The organism is Streptococcus sp. CF7_Ac1-8 (genome assembly GCF_024295435.1).
In the GTDB taxonomy this organism is placed as follows: domain Bacteria; phylum Bacillota; class Bacilli; order Lactobacillales; family Streptococcaceae; genus Streptococcus; species Streptococcus mitis_AP.
On record NZ_JANCPI010000003.1, the window covers coordinates 35,396 to 53,999 of the forward strand.

Below are 18,604 nucleotides of genomic sequence, written 5' to 3' on the forward strand. Positions count from 1 at the left end.
ATATGTCTTTAAAAGATAGATTTGATAAATTTATAGATTATTTTTCAGAAGATGGAGAAGATGTTGGTACTACCTATCAGCTTAAAGCAGAAGAGCCGATTGTAACTCCAGTTCCTTCTGTTCAAGAGTTGCCTCAACAAGCTGCTAGCTCACCATCTAAAGATAAAAACATCACTCGTCTTCATGCCCGTCAACAAGAGTTGGCTATGCAAAGTCAACGTTCTACTGATAAGGTGACAATTGATGTTCGTTATCCACGCAAATACGAAGACGCCACAGATATTGTTGATTTATTAGCTGGTAACGAAAGTATTTTGATTGATTTCCAATATATGACAGAAGTCCAAGCTCGTCGTTGTTTGGATTATCTGGATGGGGCACGTCACGTTTTAGCTGGTAACATGAAAAAGGTAGCATCTACTATGTACTTGCTAACACCAGTTGATGTTGTCGTCAATATTGAAGATATCAAAATCCCAGATGAATCACAAAATGGTGAATTTGGTTTTGACATGAAACGTACGAGAGTGAGATAATGCTCTTTCTCATTCGTTTTATTCAAAATGCAGTGGATATCTATTCACTGATTTTAATCATTTTTGCTCTGATGTCTTGGTTCCCTAATGCTTATGAATCACGTCTTGGGCGTTTGATCATTAGTTTAGTGAAACCGATAGTCGCTCCCTTGCAACGTTTACCCCTCCAGATTGCAGGTCTAGACTTGTCTGTCTGGATTGCGGTATTACTAGTTCACTTCCTAGGGGAACAGGTGATTCGACTTTTAGTGATTTTTCTATGAACAAGATGATTTATCAACACTTTTCTAAGAATGATTCGTCTTTTATTGATAAGGGAGCAGAATGGATAAAAAAGGTAGAAGATTCTTATTCTCCTTTTTTAACACCCTTTGTAAATCCCCATCAAGAAAAGATTTTAAAGGTTCTAGCATCAACCAACGGCATCTCCTATATGAGCAGTCGGCAGTTTCTTGAAACTGAATATGTACGGGTTCTTCTGTATCCTGATTATTTTGAGCCAGAATTCTCTGATTTTGAACTATCCTTGCAAGAAATTGTCTATCCTAATAAGTTTGAGCGCTTAACACATGCTAAAATATTAGGGACTGTTTTAAACAAGCTGGGAATTGATAGGAAGCTATTTGGTGATATCTTAGTCAATGAAGAGAGGGCACAGATTATCATTAATCGACAGTTTATGCTCCTTTTTCAAGACGGCATTACGAAAGTTGCTCGTTTACCGGTTCGTCTAGAAGAACGGGATTTTACTGAGAAAATTGCTACAGTAGAAAATTATCAAGAATTAGATATTTGTATCGCTAGTTCTAGATTAGATGTTTTTCTAGCAGGTGTCTTCAAGTTGTCTAGAAATCAGGCAAGTCAGTTAATTGAAAAACAGGCAGTCCAAGTTAATTACCATTTAGTTGAAAAATCAGATTATGCAGTTCAAGTTGGTGATCTGATTAGTGTAAGGAAATTTGGTCGATTGAAACTCGTTAGAGATAATGGGCAAACAAAAAAAGATAAAAAGAAATTAACGGTCCAATTGTTATTAAGTAAGTGAGGAAAAATATGCCAATTACATCGTTAGAAATCAAAGATAAAACTTTTAGCACACGCTTCAGAGGGTTTGATCAAGAAGAAGTAGATGAGTTTTTAGATATTGTAGTCCGTGATTATGAAGATTTGGTTCGCTCTAATCATGATAAGGATTTACAAATTAAGAGTTTGGAAGAGCGTTTGTCTTACTTTGATGAGATGAAAGATTCATTGAGTCAATCTGTATTGATTGCACAAGATACAGCAGAGCGAGTAAAACAAGCTGCAACGGAACGTTCAAACAATATTATCCAACAAGCAGAGCAAGATGCCCAACGTTTGTTGGAAGAAGCTAAGTACAAGGCAAATGAAATTCTTCGTCAAGCAACTGACAATGCTAAGAAAGTTGCTGTTGAAACAGAAGAATTGAAGAACAAGAGTCGTGTCTTCCACCAACGTCTTAAATCTACAATTGAGAGCCAGTTAGCAATTGTTGAATCTTCAGATTGGGAAGATATTCTTCGCCCAACAGCGACTTATCTTCAGACAAGTGATGAGGCCTTCAAAGAAGTAGTCAGCGAAGTCTTAGGTGACTCTGTCTTACAACAACAGCAAGAGGAAGAACCAATTGATATTACTCGCCAGTTTTCTCCCGAGGAAATGGCAGAGTTGCAAGCGCGTATCGAAGCGGCTAATAAGGAACTTGCAGAAGCAGAAGCAAGAGCTGAGCAGGAACAAGTGGTTTCACCAGCTCCAGTTGTTGAAGAAAGTCCAGCTCATCCAGTTGGTCCAATGTATGAAGAGCCAGAAGTAGCTCCAAGCCATTACTCAGGACCAACACCAGCTACTGAAGCTGTAAACTCAGAACCAGGTTTTGCGGCACCGCAAGAATCTGTTACAATTTTATAAGAAATAATATGAGAACAATATCTTATCCTTATATTTCCAGCGAGCAGGAGATGGTGTGAGTCCTGTAATCCCTAATGATAAGATTATCCTCTCAAAAACTTAAGTCTGAAATTAGTAGGATTTGACGTTCCCCACGTTACGGGATAAGAGGGAGAAAGACTAGATCTTTTTCCGAATAAAGGTGGTACCACGATTTTCGTCCTTTTTGGAAGTCGTGGTTTTTAATTTGTTATTATTTATAAAGGAGATACCATGAAACTCAAAGATACCCTTAACCTTGGGAAAACAGCTTTCCCAATGCGTGCAGGACTTCCTACCAAAGAGCCAGTTTGGCAAAAGGAATGGGAAGATGCAAAACTTTACCAACGTCGTCAAGAATTGAACCAAGGAAAACCTCATTTCACCTTGCATGATGGCCCTCCATACGCGAACGGAAATATCCACGTTGGACACGCTATGAACAAGATTTCAAAAGATATCATTGTTCGTTCAAAATCAATGTCAGGTTTTTACGCACCATACATCCCAGGTTGGGATACTCATGGTCTGCCAATCGAGCAAGTTTTGGCAAAACAAGGTATCAAACGTAAAGAAATGGACTTGGTTGAGTACTTGAAACTTTGCCGTGAATACGCTCTTTCTCAAGTAGATAAACAACGTGAAGACTTTAAACGTTTGGGAGTTTCTGGTGACTGGGAAAATCCATATGTGACTTTGACTCCTGACTATGAAGCAGCTCAAATCCGTGTATTTGGTGAGATGGCTAATAAAGGTTATATCTACCGTGGTGCCAAACCAGTTTACTGGTCTTGGTCATCTGAGTCTGCCCTTGCAGAAGCGGAGATTGAATACCATGACTTGGTTTCAACTTCCCTTTACTATGCAAATAAGGTAAAAGATGGCAAAGGTGTTCTAGATACAGATACTTACATCGTTGTCTGGACAACTACTCCATTTACCATCACAGCTTCTCGTGGTTTAACTGTTGGTGCAGATATTGATTACGTTTTGGTTCAACCTGCTGGTGAAGATCGCAAGTTTGTGGTTGCTGCAGAATTGTTGACTAGCTTGTCTGAGAAATTTGGCTGGGTTGATGTTCAAGTTTTGGCAACTTACCGTGGTCAAGAACTCAACCACATCGTAACAGAACACCCATGGGATACAGCTGTAGATGAATTGGTTATCCTTGGTGACCACGTTACGACTGATTCTGGTACTGGTATTGTCCATACAGCCCCTGGTTTTGGTGAGGATGACTACAATGTTGGTATTGCTAATGGTCTTGAAGTTGCAGTGACTGTTGACGAACGCGGTATCATGATGGCCAATGCTGGTGCTGAGTTTGAAGGTCAATTCTATGACAAGGTGGTTCCAACTGTTATTGAAAAACTTGGCAACCTCCTTCTTGCCCAAGAAGAAATCTCTCACTCATACCCATTTGACTGGCGTACTAAGAAACCAATCATCTGGCGTGCAGTTCCACAATGGTTTGCCTCAGTTTCTAAATTCCGCCAAGAAATCTTGGACGAAATTGAAAAGGTTAAATTCCACTCAGAATGGGGTAAAGTCCGTCTTTACAATATGATCCGTGACCGTGGCGACTGGGTTATCTCTCGTCAACGTGCTTGGGGTGTTCCACTTCCAATCTTCTACGCTGAAGATGGTACAGCGATCATGACAGCTGAAACGATTGAACACGTGGCTCAACTCTTTGAGGAACACGGTTCTATCATCTGGTGGGAACGTGATGCTAAGGACCTCTTGCCAGAAGGATTTACTCATCCAGGTTCACCAAATGGCGAGTTCAAAAAAGAAACAGATATCATGGATGTTTGGTTTGACTCAGGTTCATCATGGAATGGAGTTGTGGTAAACCGTCCTGAGTTGACTTACCCAGCAGATCTTTACCTTGAAGGTTCTGACCAATACCGTGGATGGTTCAACTCTTCACTTATCACATCTGTTGCCAACCATGGCGTAGCACCTTACAAACAAATCTTGTCACAAGGATTTGCCCTTGATGGTAAAGGTGAGAAGATGTCTAAATCTCTTGGAAATACTATTGCTCCAAGCGATGTTGAAAAACAATTTGGTGCGGAAATCTTGCGTCTCTGGGTAACAAGTGTGGACTCAAGCAATGACGTGCGTATCTCTATGGATATCTTGAGCCAAGTCTCTGAAACTTACCGTAAGATTCGTAACACTCTTCGTTTCTTGATTGCTAATACATCTGACTTTAACCCAGCTGAGGATGCAGTAGCTTACGATGAGCTTCGTTCAGTTGATAAGTACATGACAATTCGCTTTAACCAGCTTGTTAAGACCATTCGTGATGCTTACGCAAACTTTGAATTCTTGACAATCTACAAGGCCTTGGTGAACTTTATCAACGTTGACTTGTCAGCCTTCTACCTTGATTTTGCCAAAGATGTTGTTTATATCGAAGGTGCCAAATCGTTGGAACGTCGTCAAATGCAGACTGTCTTCTATGACATTCTTGTGAAAATCACCAAACTCTTGACACCAATCCTTCCTCACACAGCAGAGGAAATCTGGTCATATCTTGAATTTGAATCTGAAGACTTCGTTCAATTGTCAGAATTACCAGAAGCAGAAACTTTTGCTAATCAAGAAGAAATCTTGGATACATGGGCTGCCTTCATGGACTTCCGTGGACAAGCTCAAAAAGCCTTGGAAGAGGCTCGTAATGCAAAAGTAATCGGTAAATCACTTGAAGCTCACTTGACAGTTTATCCAAATGAAGTGGTGAAAACTCTACTCGAAGCAGTAAACAGCAATGTGGCTCAACTTTTGATCGTGTCAGACTTGACCATCGCAGAAGGACCAGCTCCAGAAGCTGCTGTTAGCTTCGAAGATGTAGCCTTCACAGTTGAACGCGCTGCAGGTGAAGTATGTGACCGTTGCCGTCGTATCGACCCAACAACAGCAGAACGCAGCTACCACGCAGTCATCTGTGACCACTGTGCAAGCATCGTAGAAGAAAACTTTGCAGACGCAGTCGCAGAAGGATTTGAAGAAAAATAAGGTTGCTGTATTATACTAAGAAGGAAAAGGATTGCCAAACAGTCCTTTCCTTTTTGGTTTTGACTAGCTTTTTTGTGAAAAATTGTGTAAAATAGAATAGATAAACGAGGGGAACCTCGGAAAATTTAAAGGAGAATCCATCTAATGGTAAAATTGGTTTTTGCTCGCCACGGTGAGTCTGAATGGAACAAAGCTAACCTTTTCACTGGTTGGGCTGATGTTGATTTGTCTGAAAAAGGTACACAACAAGCGATTGATGCTGGTAAATTGATCAAAGAAGCTGGTATCGAATTTGACCAAGCTTACACTTCAGTATTGAAACGTGCGATTAAAACAACTAACTTGGCTCTTGAAGCTTCTGACCAATTGTGGGTTCCAGTTGAAAAATCATGGCGTTTGAACGAACGTCACTACGGTGGTTTGACTGGTAAAAACAAAGCTGAAGCTGCTGAACAATTTGGTGATGAGCAAGTTCACATCTGGCGTCGTTCATACGATGTATTGCCTCCAAACATGGATCGTGATGATGAGCACTCAGCTCACACAGACCGTCGTTACGCTTCACTTGACGACTCAGTTATTCCAGACGCTGAAAACTTGAAAGTGACTTTGGAACGTGCCCTTCCATTCTGGGAAGATAAAATTGCTCCAGCTCTTAAAGATGGTAAAAACGTATTCGTAGGAGCTCACGGTAACTCAATCCGTGCCCTTGTAAAACACATCAAAGGTTTGTCAGATGACGAAATCATGGACGTGGAAATCCCTAACTTCCCACCATTGGTATTCGAATTCGACGAAAAATTGAACGTAGTTTCTGAATACTACCTTGGAAAATAAAAAATTGTAAGTCTAGAATTGATTTCTAGGCTTTTTATGTTAGTATGGTAGTATGATAAGGAATAAAAAACAAGATTATGTATTGGCCTACAAACAACCAGCGTCAACAACATATAAGGGCTGGGAAGAAGAGGCCTTACCGATAGGCAATGGTTCTTTAGGGGCAAAAGTATTTGGGCTTATAGGGGCTGAGCGGATTCAATTCAATGAAAAAAGTCTCTGGTCTGGTGGTCCACTTCCTGATAGTTCCGATTATCAGGGTGGAAATCTTCAGGATCAGTATGTTTTTTTAGCTGAGATTCGGCAGGCTTTGGAGAAGAGAGACTACAATACTGCTAAGGAACTGGCTGAACAGCACCTAGTCGGACCCAAAACGAGTCAATATGGAACCTATCTGTCCTTTGGAGATATTCAAATTGAGTTTAGCCAGCAAGGCAAGACTTTATCTCAGGTGACGGATTACCAGAGACAGCTTAATATCAGCAAGGCGCTTGCGACGACTTCTTATGCCTATAAAGAGACTATGTTTAAACGAGAAGCCTTTACCAGTTTTCCAGATGATCTCTTGGTTCAGCGTTTTACTAAGGAAGGGTCGGAAACTCTAAACTTTACCATGAAACTGTCGCTGACTCGTGCTTTGGCTTCTGATGGAAAGTATGAGCAGGAAAAATCGGATTACAAGGAGTGTCAGCTGGAGATCTCTCCTTCTCATATCTTGATGAAGGGGCGAGTTAAGGATAATGACCTGCAGTTTGCTAGTTATCTAGCTTGGCAAACGGATGGAGACATTAGAGTCAGGTCAGATAAGGTTCAGATATCAGGAGCCAGTTATGCCAATCTCTTCTTGGCGGCTAAGACGGATTTTGCCCAAAATCCTGCTAGCAATTATCGCAAGAAGATAGATTTAGCGCAACAGGTAAAGTCCTTGGTGGAAACAGCTAAAGAAAAGGGCTATACCCAATTGAAATCAAGACATATTGAGGACTACCAAGCCTTATTCCAGCGTGTTCAATTGGATTTGGGAGCTGATGTTGACACATCCACTACAGATGATTTGCTAAAAAATTATAAGCCACAAGAGGGGCAGGCTTTGGAGGAGTTGTTCTTCCAGTATGGACGGTATTTATTGATTAGTTCATCCAGAGATTGCCCAGATGCTCTACCAGCTAATCTACAGGGAGTCTGGAATGCGGTCGACAATCCTCCTTGGAATTCGGACTATCACTTGAATATCAACCTTCAGATGAATTATTGGCCAGCCTATGTTACCAATCTCCTAGAGACGGCCTTTCCGGTCATCAACTATATAGATGATTTACGTGTCTATGGTCGCATAGCAGCTGCAAGGTATGCAGGAATCGTCTCTCGGGAAGGGGAAGAGAATGGTTGGTTGGTTCATACTCAAGCGACTCCCTTTGGTTGGACGGCACCTGGTTGGGATTACTATTGGGGGTGGTCACCAGCTGCCAATGCATGGATGATGCAAACTGTTTATGAAGCCTATTCATTTTACAGGGACCAAGACTATCTCAGGGAGAAAATTTATCCCATGTTGAAGGAAACGGTTCGTTTTTGGAATGCTTTTTTACATAAGGATCAGCAGGCGCAGCGTTGGGTTTCTTCTCCATCTTACTCACCAGAACATGGGCCGATTTCGATTGGCAATACCTATGACCAATCTCTGATTTGGCAGTTATTTCATGATTTTATTCAGGCTGCTCAGGAATTGGGGCTGGATGAGGACTTGTTGACTGAGGTTAAGGAGAAGTTTGATCTGCTAAATCCTTTGCAAATCACTCAATCTGGTCGAATCAGGGAGTGGTATGAAGAGGAAGAGCAGCATTTTCAAAATGAGAAAGTGGAGGCCCAGCATCGGCACGCTTCCCATTTGGTGGGACTCTATCCTGGCAATCTCTTTAGCTATATGGGGCAAGAGTATCTTGAAGCGGCGCGTGCTAGCCTCAATGATCGTGGAGATGGCGGCACAGGCTGGTCTAAGGCTAATAAGATCAATCTCTGGGCGCGTTTGGGAGATGGCAATCGAGCCCATAAATTATTCGCAGAGCAGTTAAAGACATCCACCTTACCCAATCTTTGGTGCACCCATCCTCCTTTTCAGATAGATGGTAATTTTGGTGCTACTAGTGGCATGGCAGAAATGTTGCTCCAGTCTCATGCAGCTTATCTGGTGCCTCTAGCCGCCCTACCTGATGCATGGTCATCAGGTTCCGTTTCAGGCTTAATGGCACGTGGACATTATGAAGTGAGCATGAGGTGGGCGGATAAAAAACTCTTACAGTTGACCATTTTATCAAGGAGTGGAGGAGATTTGCGAGTCTCTTATCCAGATATTGAGAAGAGTGTGATTAAAATGAATCAAGAAAAAATAAAAGCGAAATGCATGGGGAAAGATTGTATTTCGGTGGCAACAGTAGAAGGTGATCTTGTTCAATTTTATTTTTAAGAAGATGATAAAAGGCAGTAATTTGAAACTGCCTTTTAATAAGGATTTGAGAATGTAAGCAGTTTCCAACTAGTTGAAAAAGCGTTATAATGGTAGTAGGAAGTAATTTGTTTGAGAGAGGGTGAGTCTTATGGCTTATATTGAGATGAAACACTGTTATAAGCGTTATCAGGTTGGGGATACGGAGATTGTGGCCAATCGTGATGTGAATTTTGAGATTGAAAAGGGTGAATTGGTTATTATTCTAGGTGCGTCAGGTGCAGGCAAGTCAACGGTTCTTAATCTTCTTGGGGGAATGGATACCAATGATGAAGGGGAAATCTGGATTGATGGTGTTAATATTGCAGACTATAGTTCCCACCAGAGAACCAATTACCGTAGAAATGATGTCGGTTTTGTTTTTCAGTTTTATAATCTAGTTTCCAATCTAACTGCTAAGGAAAATGTGGAGTTGGCTTCAGAAATCGTGACAGATGCCTTGAATCCTGAGCAGGTCTTGACAGATGTAGGTCTGGTTCATCGTCTCAATAACTTTCCAGCCCAGCTTTCTGGAGGGGAGCAACAGCGAGTCTCCATTGCACGCGCGGTAGCTAAAAATCCTAAAATTCTCCTTTGTGATGAACCGACTGGAGCCTTGGATTATCAGACAGGTAAGCAGGTTTTGAAAATTCTCCAAGACATGTCTCGTCAAAAGGGAGCGACGGTGATCATCGTGACTCATAATGGAGCTTTGGCGCCCATTGCTGATCGCGTGATTCATATGCACGATGCCAGTGTCAAGGATGTGGTGATGAACCAGCATCCTCAGGATATCGACAGTTTGGAGTACTAGCATGATCAAGCGAAAAACCTATTGGAAGGACTTAATTCAGTCCTTCACAGGCTCCAAGGGGCGTTTTTTATCCATCTTAACCTTGATGATGTTAGGATCTCTAGCCTTAGTAGGTCTCAAAGTGACTAGCCCCAACATGGAGGCGACAGCTAATGCTTATTTAACAACTGCTCAAACCTTGGATTTAGCAGTTATGTCTAATTATGGTTTGGATCAAGCAGATCAAGAAGAACTAGAACAGATAGAGGGCGCAGAGGTTGAGTTTGGCTATTTGACAGATGTGACTATGGAAAATGGGCAGGATGCTATTCGGCTGTACTCCAAACCAGAGCGAATTTCAACCTTTCAGCTAAGAGAGGGACGACTTCCTCAGTCAGACAAGGAAATCGCTTTGGCCACTCATTTGCAAGGCCAATACAGCGTGGGACAGGAGATTAGTTTTAAAGAAAAAGAAGAGGTTCATTCCTCTTTAAAAGACCATACTTATACCATCACTGGTTTTGTGGATTCACCTGAAATCCTCTCCCAGCGAGATATGGGCTACGCAGGAAGTGGAAGTGGGACTCTGACAGCCTATGGGGTGATTTTACCTAGTCAGTTTGATCAGAAAGTCTACAATATAGCTCGTTTGAAATATCAAGATTTAGCAGACTTAAATGCTTTTTCAGAAGCTTATGAAGAAAAATCCAAGCAACATCAGGAAGACCTTGAACAAGCTTTGTCAGATAATAGCAAGGCACGTCTGCAACTCTTGAGAAAAGAAGGCCAAGATTCTCTAGACAAAGGCCAAGAAACCCTTGATAAGGCTGAGACTAATCTGCAGGAAGGCAAGCGTCGTTTAGCAGCTGTTCAAGCTCGTTTACAGGCTCAGGAAAGTCAACTAGCATTGCTTCCTCAAGCACAGAGAGAGCAGGCCAGTGCTCAACTTACCCAAGCCAAGCAGGAATTGAGTGAGGAAGAGGACAAACTAAAGCAGGCTGAACAAAATCTAGCCCAAGAAAAAGAAAAATTAGAAAAACATCAGCAAGTCTTGGATGAATTAGCTGAGCCCAAGTATCAAGTCTATAATCGTCAGACCATGCCTGGCGGTCAAGGCTATCTCATGTACAGTAATGCTTCAGCCAGTATTCGGGCAGTGGGCAATATCTTTCCTGTAGTGCTTTATGCCGTAGCAGCTATGGTGACCTTCACAACTATGACTCGCTTTGTGGATGAAGAGCGAACTCATGCAGGGATTTTTAAGGCCTTGGGTTATCGTAGCAAGGATATTATCGCCAAGTTTCTCCTCTACGGCCTAGTAGCTGGGACTGTCGGAACAGCTCTAGGTAGTATACTTGGCCATTATTTACTAGCCAGTGTGATTTCAAGTGTCATTACAAAAGGAATGGTAGTGGGAGAAACCCAGATTCAGTTCTATTGGACCTATAGTATACTGGCTCTTGTTTTTAGTTGGTTGGCTAGTGTTCTACCAGCCTACTTGGTAGCTCGTAGGGAACTTCATGACGAAGCAGCCCAGCTTTTACTGCCTAAACCACCTGTCAAAGGAGCTAAAATCTTACTGGAGTGCATCGGCTTTATCTGGCACCGTCTCAGTTTTACTCATAAGGTAACAGCTCGCAATATCTTTCGTTATAAGCAACGGATGTTGATGACGATTTTTGGTGTGGCAGGTTCAGTCGCTCTGCTCTTTGCCGGTTTGGGAATTCAATCCTCTGTAGCAGGAGTTCCGTCTAGACAGTTTCAACAAATTCAACAGTATCAGATGATTGTCTCTGAAAATCCTAGTGCGACCAATCAAGACAAGGCAGAGTTGGAAGAAGTGTTGAAAGGACAAGATATCCAAGCTTATCAGAAAATATATTCTAAAACGCTAGACAAGGATTTCAAAGGTAAGGCTGGTCTTCAGACCATTACCCTTATGATGACAGAGAAGGAAGATTTGACTCCCTTTATCCATCTTCAAAGCCATCAGCAGGAGCTGACATTAAAAGATGGCGCCGTTATTACAGCTAAACTAGCCCAGCTGGCAGATGTCAAGGTTGGGCAGACTCTAGAAATTGAAGGTAAGGAACTAAAGGTCGCTGCCATTGCTGAGAACTACGTTGGTCACTTTATTTATATGAGTCAGGCTAGCTATGAGCAAATTTACGGACAGCTACCCCAAGCCAACACTTATTTGGTCTCGTTAAGGGATACCAGTGCTACTAGTATCGAAAGACAGGCCGGCTTACTTATGAATCAATCTGCGGTGTCCAGCGTCGTCCAGAATGCTTCAGCCATTCGACTCTTTGACTCCGTCGCTAGCTCACTTAATCAGACCATGACCATCTTGGTCATTGTATCGGTTCTATTGGCTATTGTTATCCTTTACAATCTGACCAATATCAATGTGGCTGAGAGAATCCGTGAACTCTCCACTATCAAGGTTCTCGGTTTTCATAATAATGAAGTCACTCTCTACATTTACCGTGAGACCATTGTGCTGTCCCTTGTGGGAATCGTCCTTGGTCTGCTCTCAGGTTTCTATTTACACCAATTTTTGATTCAAATGATTTCGCCTGCGACTATTCTCTTTTATTCGCAGGTAGGCTGGGAAGTCTATGTAATCCCAGTGGCAGCAGTAAGCATCATTTTGACCTTGCTTGGTTTCTTTGTCAATTATCATCTGAGAAAGGTTGATATGCTTGAAGCCTTGAAATCTGTAGAGTAATACTCAATGAAAATCAAAGAGCAAACTAGGAAGCAAGCCGTAGGTTGCTCAAAGCACCGCTTTGAGGTTGCAGATAAAGCTGACATGGTTTGAATAGATTTTCGAAGAGTATAAGGTAGTTGTTTTTATCTGATTTAATTTATATTTACTCGTAAACAAAAATCCTCCGTTTCAAAGAGTAGGGAACTCTTTGTGACAGAGGATTTTTTCTATATGGCTTTAGCAGCTGCAATTGCGGCTTCGAAGTTTGGTTCAGAGTTGATATTGTCCACGTATTCAACATAGCGAATAGTATTGTCAGTATCGAGGACAAAGACTGCGCGTGCCAATAGGTGCCACTCATTGATTAAGAGGGCATAATCACGTCCAAAGGAATGGTTGAAATAGTCTGAGAGCATGATGGCATTTTCAATGCCTTCAGCACCACACCAACGTTTTTGAGCAAATGGTAGGTCCATAGAAACAGTCAATACGACCGTGTTGTCCAGTCCAGCCAGTTCTTCATTAAAACGACGCGTTTGAGTTGAGCAGATGCCTGTATCGATAGAAGGCACGATACTCAAAACTTTTTTCTTGCCATCAAAATCAGCCAGAGATTTTTTAGAAAGGTCTGTTGTAGTGAGTGAAAAATCAAGCGCCTTGTCGCCGACTTGTAGTTGTTTACCTGTAAAGCTCACAGGATTTCCGAGAAAAGTTACCATAAGATACTCCAATCTTTTTTCTTCCATTTTAGTTGAAACGGTTAGAATTTTCCAATGATTTGACCGGAAATATGGGTATAGAAAAAACGCCAGCTCATGTGAGAATGACGTTTTTCAGAGGCTTATACTCTTCGAAAATTAAAGAGTATTATTTTGCCAATCCTTCAGCAATCTTGTCAAGGTTGTATTTCATCATGTTGTAGTAGCTGTCGCCTTCTTTACCTTGTTCTGCGATAGAGTCAGTAAAGATTTGTGCGTAGATTGGGATGTTTGTGTCTTGTGAAACAGTCTTCATTGGACGGTCATCCACACTTGATTCTACAAAGAGGGAAGGAGTTTTTGTTTGGCGAAGTTTTTCAACCAAGGTCTTGATTTGGTCAGGAGTTCCTTCTTCTTCAGTATTGATTTCCCAAATATAGGCACTTGGGACACCGTAGGCTTTAGAGAAGTATTTGAAGCATCCTTCGCTGGTTACGATGAGTTTTTTCTCAGCAGGAATGTTGTTAAATTTCTCTTTAGCTTCCTTGTCAAGTTTGTCTAGCTTATCAGTATATTCTTTGAGATTTTTTTCGTAGAATTCCTTGTTGCTAGGGTCTTTAGCGCTCAATTGTTTTGCGATATTTTTAGCAAAGATCATACCGTTTTCAAGGTTAAGCCAAGCGTGTGGGTCTTCTTTGCCTTTTTCGTTTTGACCTTCAAGGTAGATAACATCAACGCCTTCGCTGACTGCAAAGTAGTCTTTGTTTTCAGTTTTCTTGGCATTTTCTACCAATTTTGTAAACCAAGCATTGCCACCTGTTTCAAGGTTGATACCGTTATAGAAAATGAGGTCAGCCTCAGAAGTTTTCTTAACGTCTTCAGGAAGTGGTTCGTATTCGTGTGGGTCTTGACCAACAGGAACGATACTGTGAAGATCAATCTTGTCACCAGCAATATTTTTAGTAATATCAGCGATGATTGAGTTTGTAGCAACAACTTTTAGTTTTTGACCAGAAGCTGCATCTTTTTTTCCACTAGCACATGCTACAAGAGCGATGACGGAAAGAAAGAGAACGAGTAATGTACCTAATTTTTTCATTAGATCCTCCAATTTATTGGGGTTTTGCCCCTTATTTTAACAAATGTTTATTTTTCAGTTTCAAATATCGTTGTTTTGGAGCGATAAAGAAGCTAATGAGAAAGAAACTAGCAGCTGTGAGCACGATACTAGAACCTGCCGCAACGTTAAAGCTATAACCGATAAAGAGTCCCAAAACTGAAGCTATCGCTCCAAAGGTTGAGGAAAGGAAAATCATGCTTTTCAGGCTATTAGCATAAAGATAAGCAGTTGCAGCTGGGGTAATCAGCATGGCTACAATCAGGATAGTTCCGACACTTTGCATGGCTGTCACAGACACGAGAGTCAGGAGTACCATGAGAAGGTAGTGATAGAAATTGACAGGCATTCCCATGGCTTTAGCCAAGAGTTCATCAAAGGAAGTTATCAAGAGTTGCTTGAAGAAAATCCAGATTAACAAGAGAATGACTGCCCCAACACCCATAGTAATAAACATATCCGTATCTTGGACGGCTAGGATATTACCAAAAAGGATATGGAAAAGGTCAGTTGAACTTTTAGCGACACTAATCAAGATGATACCGAGGGCTAAGAAAGAAGAAAAGGTAATGCCGATGGCGGTATCGCTTTTGATAATCGAGTTCCCCTTGATGTAGGTAATGATGATAGCAGCTAGCAATCCAAAGACAATGGCTCCGATAAAGAAGTCAACGCCCAAGATGAAGGAGAGGGCTACACCTGGCAAGACAGCATGTGAAATGGCATCTCCCATGAGTGACATCCCGCGTAGGATGATGAAACATCCCACAGCTCCAGCTACGACCCCGATGACAATAGCCGTTATCAAGGCATTTTGTAAGAAATGGAATTTTTGTAATCCATCGATAAATTCTGCAATCATAGGTCACCTCCATTGAAAAATAGTCGATTACCGTAAGCTTCTTTGAGATTGGATTCGGTAAAGGTTTCTTTGGTTGGACCAAAGGCAATCACTTCTCGATTGACAAGCAAGACTTGATCGAAGTAGTGGGGAACCTTGCTGAGGTCGTGGTGGACGATGAGAACCGTCTTTCCAGCTTTTTTCAGATCTCTCAGCGTATTCATGATGATTTCTTCACTGACTGAGTCAATCCCAACAAAGGGTTCATCCAAGAGGATATAGTCGGCTTCCTGCACCAGACATCTGGCAATCAAGACCCGCTGGAATTGACCTCCAGACAGTTGACTGATTTGACGTTCAGCGTAGTCAGCTAGACCGACAATTTCAAGGGCCTCTTGCACTTTCTTCCAATGTTTAGCTTTTAAACTGTGAAAGAGAGGAATAGAGGGAAATAGTCCTAGCGAGACACATTCCTTGACCTTGATGGGAAAGTTGTAGTCGATATTGATTTTTTGTTCGACATAGGCGATTCGATGTAAGGATTTTTTAACTTCCTTGTCATCGAGAAATGCCTGACCTTGATGTGGGATAATTCCCAGCATCCCTTTTAATAATGTTGATTTCCCAGCACCGTTTGGACCAATGATACCGGTAATTGTTGGTCCTTGGAGCACTAGTGAAATATCCTTAAGTGCCAACGTTTCTTTGTAGGAGACACTGAGGTTTTCGATACGTATCATACAGTTGTATTCCTCCTGTCTCTTAATATACATTAAAAAAAAAATTAAGTCAAGTTAATTTTTGAAAAAATTAAAATAATAACTGAAAAATGATGGAAAAGGAAAGTTCATTTTTAATTGCATTCCCAAGCAATTTTTGTTAAGCTAGCAATAACTTAAAAAAATGAAAGCGAGAACAAGATGACACGTTATCAAGATGATTTTTATGATGCAATCAATGGAGAATGGCAGAAGACAGCTGAAATCCCAGCAGATAAGTCTCAAACAGGTGGTTTTGTTGATTTAGACCAGGAAATTGAAGACTTGATGCTTGCGACAACAGACAAGTGGTTGGCAGGTGAAGAGGTGCCTGAGGATGCTATCTTGGCAAACTTTGTCAAATACCACCGCCTAGTTCGTGATTTTGACAAGAGAGAAGCTGACGGTATCACACCTGTCTTACCACTTCTTAAAGAATTCCAAGAATTGGAGACTTTTGCAGATTTTACAGCTAGACTAGCAGAGTTTGAACTTGCAGGAAAACCTAACTTCCTTCCTTTTGGTGTATCGCCAGACTTTATGGATGCCAGAATCAACGTTTTATGGGCTAGCGCTCCAAGCACGATCCTGCCAGATACGACCTACTATGCTGAAGATCATCCTCAGCGTGAAGAGCTCTTGACTCTTTGGAAAGAAAGCAGCGCAAATCTCCTCAAGGCTTATGATTTCTCTGATGTAGAAATTGAAGACTTGCTAGAGAAAAGACTAGAATTGGACCGTCGAGTTGCGGCAGTGGTTCTTTCTAATGAAGAAAGTTCAGAGTATGCTAAACTCTACCATCCATATGCTTACGAAGATTTCAAGAAATTTGCGCCTGCCCTACCTTTGGATGACTTCTTCCAAGCCGTTCTTGGACAAGTGCCAGACAAGGTTATCGTAGACGAGGAACGTTTCTGGCAAGCAGCAGAGCAATTCTACAGTGAAGAAGCCTGGCCTCTCCTCAAGGCAACCTTGATTTTGAGTGTTATCAATCTTTCTACCAGTTATTTAACGGAAGAAATACGTGTCTTGTCAGGTGCCTACAGTCGTGCACTTTCTGGAGTTCCAGAAGCCAAAGACAAGGTTAAGGCAGCCTACCAGTTAGCACAAGGTCCATTCAAACAAGCCTTAGGTCTCTGGTATGCCCATGAAAAATTCTCTCCAGAAGCCAAGGCAGACGTAGAGAAAAAAGTAGCAACTATGATTGATGTCTATAAGGAACGCTTGGCTAAAAATGACTGGTTGACTCCTGAAACTCGTGATAAGGCTATTGTCAAACTTAATGTCATCAAGCCTTATATTGGTTACCCAGAAGAATTGCCAGAACGCTATAAGGACAAGGTGGTCGATGAAAATGCTAGTCTTTTTGACAATGCTCTAGCTTTTGCGCGTGTGGAAATCAAGCACAGTTGGAGCAAGTGGAACCAGCCTGTAGATTACAAGGAGTGGGGCATGCCTGCTCATATGGTCAATGCCTACTACAATCCACAGAAGAACCTGATTGTCTTCCCAGCAGCTATTTTACAGGCGCCTTTCTATGACTTGCATCAGTCATCTTCTGCTAACTACGGGGGTATTGGGGCAGTTATTGCTCATGAAATTTCCCACGCCTTTGATACCAACGGAGCTTCCTTTGATGAAAATGGTAGCCTCAAGGATTGGTGGACAGAGAGTGACTATGCTGCCTTCAAGGAGAAAACACAAAAAGTTATTGACCAATTTGATGGACAAGATTCTTATGGAGCAACCATCAACGGTAAATTGACTGTATCAGAAAACGTGGCTGACTTGGGAGGAATCGCTGCAGCGCTTGAAGCAGCTAAGAGAGAAGCAGACTTCTCAGCAGAAGAATTCTTCTACAATTTCGGTCGCATCTGGCGCATGAAAGGTCGTCCAGAATTTATGAAACTTTTGGCTAGCGTTGATGTGCACGCGCCAGCCAAACTCCGTGTCAATGTACAAGTACCAAACTTCGATGATTTCTTTACAACCTATGATGTCAAAGAAGGAGACGGTATGTGGCGTTCGCCAGAAGACCGCGTCATTATTTGGTAATGCAAAGAGGTCAGTAATCAGAAAAAAGGCATTCAATCAGGTGTGAAAACCTTGATAGGATGCCTTTTATAGTGGAAAGACTACTGGATAATGTACTTAAAATGAGATAGTCATTGTCACTATCTTACTAGAAAAAAGGATTAAAGGTCTTTTCGTGAGCAATAGTCGTAGCTGGACCATGCCCTGGATAGACATCATAGTTTGGTAGGGTGAAGAGTTGGGTCTGGATACTATGAAGGAGTTGCTCCATGCTACCAGTCGGAAGATCCGTCCGTCCGATTGTTTCACGGAACAAAGCATCTCCTGTCAAGACTAGGTGAGCTTGCGGAAAGACGATAGAAACACCGCCGATAGAGTGCCCTGGTGTTGGCAAGACAGTGAAACGAAATTCCTCTAGTTGGTATTCTTCGTGAAAGATAAAAGTGTGTTCTGCAGGTTTTGCGACCACATCTGCCATATCATCGTGACGAGGGAGACCAGAGAGATTATCGACAGGAGTGTAGAGCCAGCTGGCTTCGCTCTCTGCGATATAGACAGGAGGATTGCCAAAAGTTTCGCGAACCAAGTCCAGGCTAATGATATGGTCATAATGGGCGTGGGTAAGGAGAATAGCGCAGATCGGTTTGTTGATCTTCTCGATGGTCTGACGAATAGCTTCCCAATGGCTGCCAGGATCGACAACGATGAGGTGTTTTTCACCTTCCAGGTAATAGGTGTTTTCATAGGCAACAGGATTCACGGTTTTATGGATTTTCATACTAGCTCCAATCTTAAAGAATGTACTAAATTAAGTATAGCAC

General features: G+C 41.9%; 15 protein-coding genes. 10 read left to right on the top strand and 5 right to left on the bottom strand.

All coding sequences use genetic code 11. The features are described from left to right. Nucleotides 1-2: 2 nt before the first annotated feature. From NMM26_RS02225 to NMM26_RS02265, 9 genes are all read left to right on the top strand, one after another. A complete protein-coding gene (locus NMM26_RS02225) occupies nucleotides 3-536 on the top strand; it encodes a cell division protein SepF (RefSeq protein ID WP_254753909.1) in 534 nt (177 codons plus the stop codon). After that, nucleotides 536-799 (top strand): YggT family protein, encoded by a 264-nt coding sequence (locus tag NMM26_RS02230; protein ID WP_254753910.1) that lies wholly within the window; start codon nucleotides 536-538, stop codon nucleotides 797-799. Before NMM26_RS02225 ends, NMM26_RS02230 begins: the two co-directional genes overlap by 1 nt. Then, on the top strand, nucleotides 796-1,581 hold the full coding sequence (locus NMM26_RS02235; RefSeq protein ID WP_254753911.1) for an RNA-binding protein: 786 nt from the start codon (nucleotides 796-798) through the stop codon (nucleotides 1,579-1,581). Before NMM26_RS02230 ends, NMM26_RS02235 begins: the two co-directional genes overlap by 4 nt. 8 nt (nucleotides 1,582-1,589) lie before the next feature. After that, nucleotides 1,590-2,465: a DivIVA domain-containing protein gene (locus tag NMM26_RS02240; protein ID WP_368406694.1), complete on the top strand. Its 876-nt coding sequence runs from the start codon at nucleotides 1,590-1,592 to the stop codon at nucleotides 2,463-2,465. Nucleotides 2,466-2,717: 252 nt separating this feature from the next. Continuing rightward, a complete protein-coding gene (gene ileS / locus NMM26_RS02245) occupies nucleotides 2,718-5,510 on the top strand; it encodes an isoleucine--tRNA ligase (RefSeq protein WP_254753912.1) in 2,793 nt (930 codons plus the stop codon). Nucleotides 5,511-5,654: 144 nt separating this feature from the next. Then, the gene (locus NMM26_RS02250; protein ID WP_000240129.1) at nucleotides 5,655-6,347 is read left to right on the top strand and encodes a phosphoglycerate mutase; all 693 of its coding nucleotides are present in this window, start codon (nucleotides 5,655-5,657) and stop codon (nucleotides 6,345-6,347) included. Between the two features lie 52 nt (nucleotides 6,348-6,399). Then, nucleotides 6,400-8,811 carry a glycoside hydrolase N-terminal domain-containing protein gene (locus NMM26_RS02255; protein WP_254753913.1) on the top strand — a complete coding sequence of 804 codons (2,412 nt, stop codon included), beginning with the start codon at nucleotides 6,400-6,402 and terminating at the stop codon, nucleotides 8,809-8,811. 130 nt (nucleotides 8,812-8,941) lie between these two features. Then, nucleotides 8,942-9,643, top strand: a complete 702-nt coding sequence (locus NMM26_RS02260; RefSeq protein ID WP_000323369.1) for an ABC transporter ATP-binding protein — start codon at nucleotides 8,942-8,944, stop codon at nucleotides 9,641-9,643. Nucleotide 9,644: 1 nt separating this feature from the next. Then, complete coding sequence (locus NMM26_RS02265) at nucleotides 9,645-12,353, top strand: ABC transporter permease (RefSeq protein WP_000595898.1); 2,709 nt, start codon at nucleotides 9,645-9,647, stop codon at nucleotides 12,351-12,353. Nucleotides 12,354-12,562: 209 nt separating this feature from the next. On the opposite strand, the gene tpx is transcribed toward NMM26_RS02265, so the two are convergent. From tpx to NMM26_RS02285, 4 genes are all read right to left on the bottom strand, one after another. Continuing rightward, complete coding sequence (gene tpx / locus NMM26_RS02270) at nucleotides 12,563-13,054, bottom strand: thiol peroxidase (RefSeq protein WP_004240773.1); 492 nt, start codon at nucleotides 13,052-13,054, stop codon at nucleotides 12,563-12,565. Nucleotides 13,055-13,202: 148 nt separating this feature from the next. Beyond that, on the bottom strand, nucleotides 13,203-14,132 hold the full coding sequence (gene psaA, locus NMM26_RS02275) for a metal ABC transporter substrate-binding lipoprotein/adhesin PsaA (protein WP_000733074.1): 930 nt from the start codon (nucleotides 14,130-14,132) through the stop codon (nucleotides 13,203-13,205). A gap of 31 nt (nucleotides 14,133-14,163) precedes the next feature. Then, entirely contained in the window at nucleotides 14,164-15,012 is an 849-nt protein-coding gene (locus tag NMM26_RS02280) for a metal ABC transporter permease (protein ID WP_049551311.1), read from the bottom strand. Beyond that, nucleotides 15,009-15,731, bottom strand: a complete 723-nt coding sequence (locus NMM26_RS02285) for a metal ABC transporter ATP-binding protein (protein WP_049551312.1) — start codon at nucleotides 15,729-15,731, stop codon at nucleotides 15,009-15,011. Before NMM26_RS02285 ends, NMM26_RS02280 begins: the two co-directional genes overlap by 4 nt. A gap of 180 nt (nucleotides 15,732-15,911) precedes the next feature. On the opposite strand from NMM26_RS02285, the gene pepO reads away from it, so the two are divergent. Then, nucleotides 15,912-17,804 carry an endopeptidase PepO gene (pepO, locus tag NMM26_RS02290; RefSeq protein ID WP_023946182.1) on the top strand — a complete coding sequence of 631 codons (1,893 nt, stop codon included), beginning with the start codon at nucleotides 15,912-15,914 and terminating at the stop codon, nucleotides 17,802-17,804. Between the two features lie 127 nt (nucleotides 17,805-17,931). On the opposite strand, the gene NMM26_RS02295 is transcribed toward pepO, so the two are convergent. Then, entirely contained in the window at nucleotides 17,932-18,561 is a 630-nt protein-coding gene (locus NMM26_RS02295) for an MBL fold metallo-hydrolase (protein ID WP_153195698.1), read from the bottom strand. Nucleotides 18,562-18,604 lie beyond the last annotated feature (43 nt).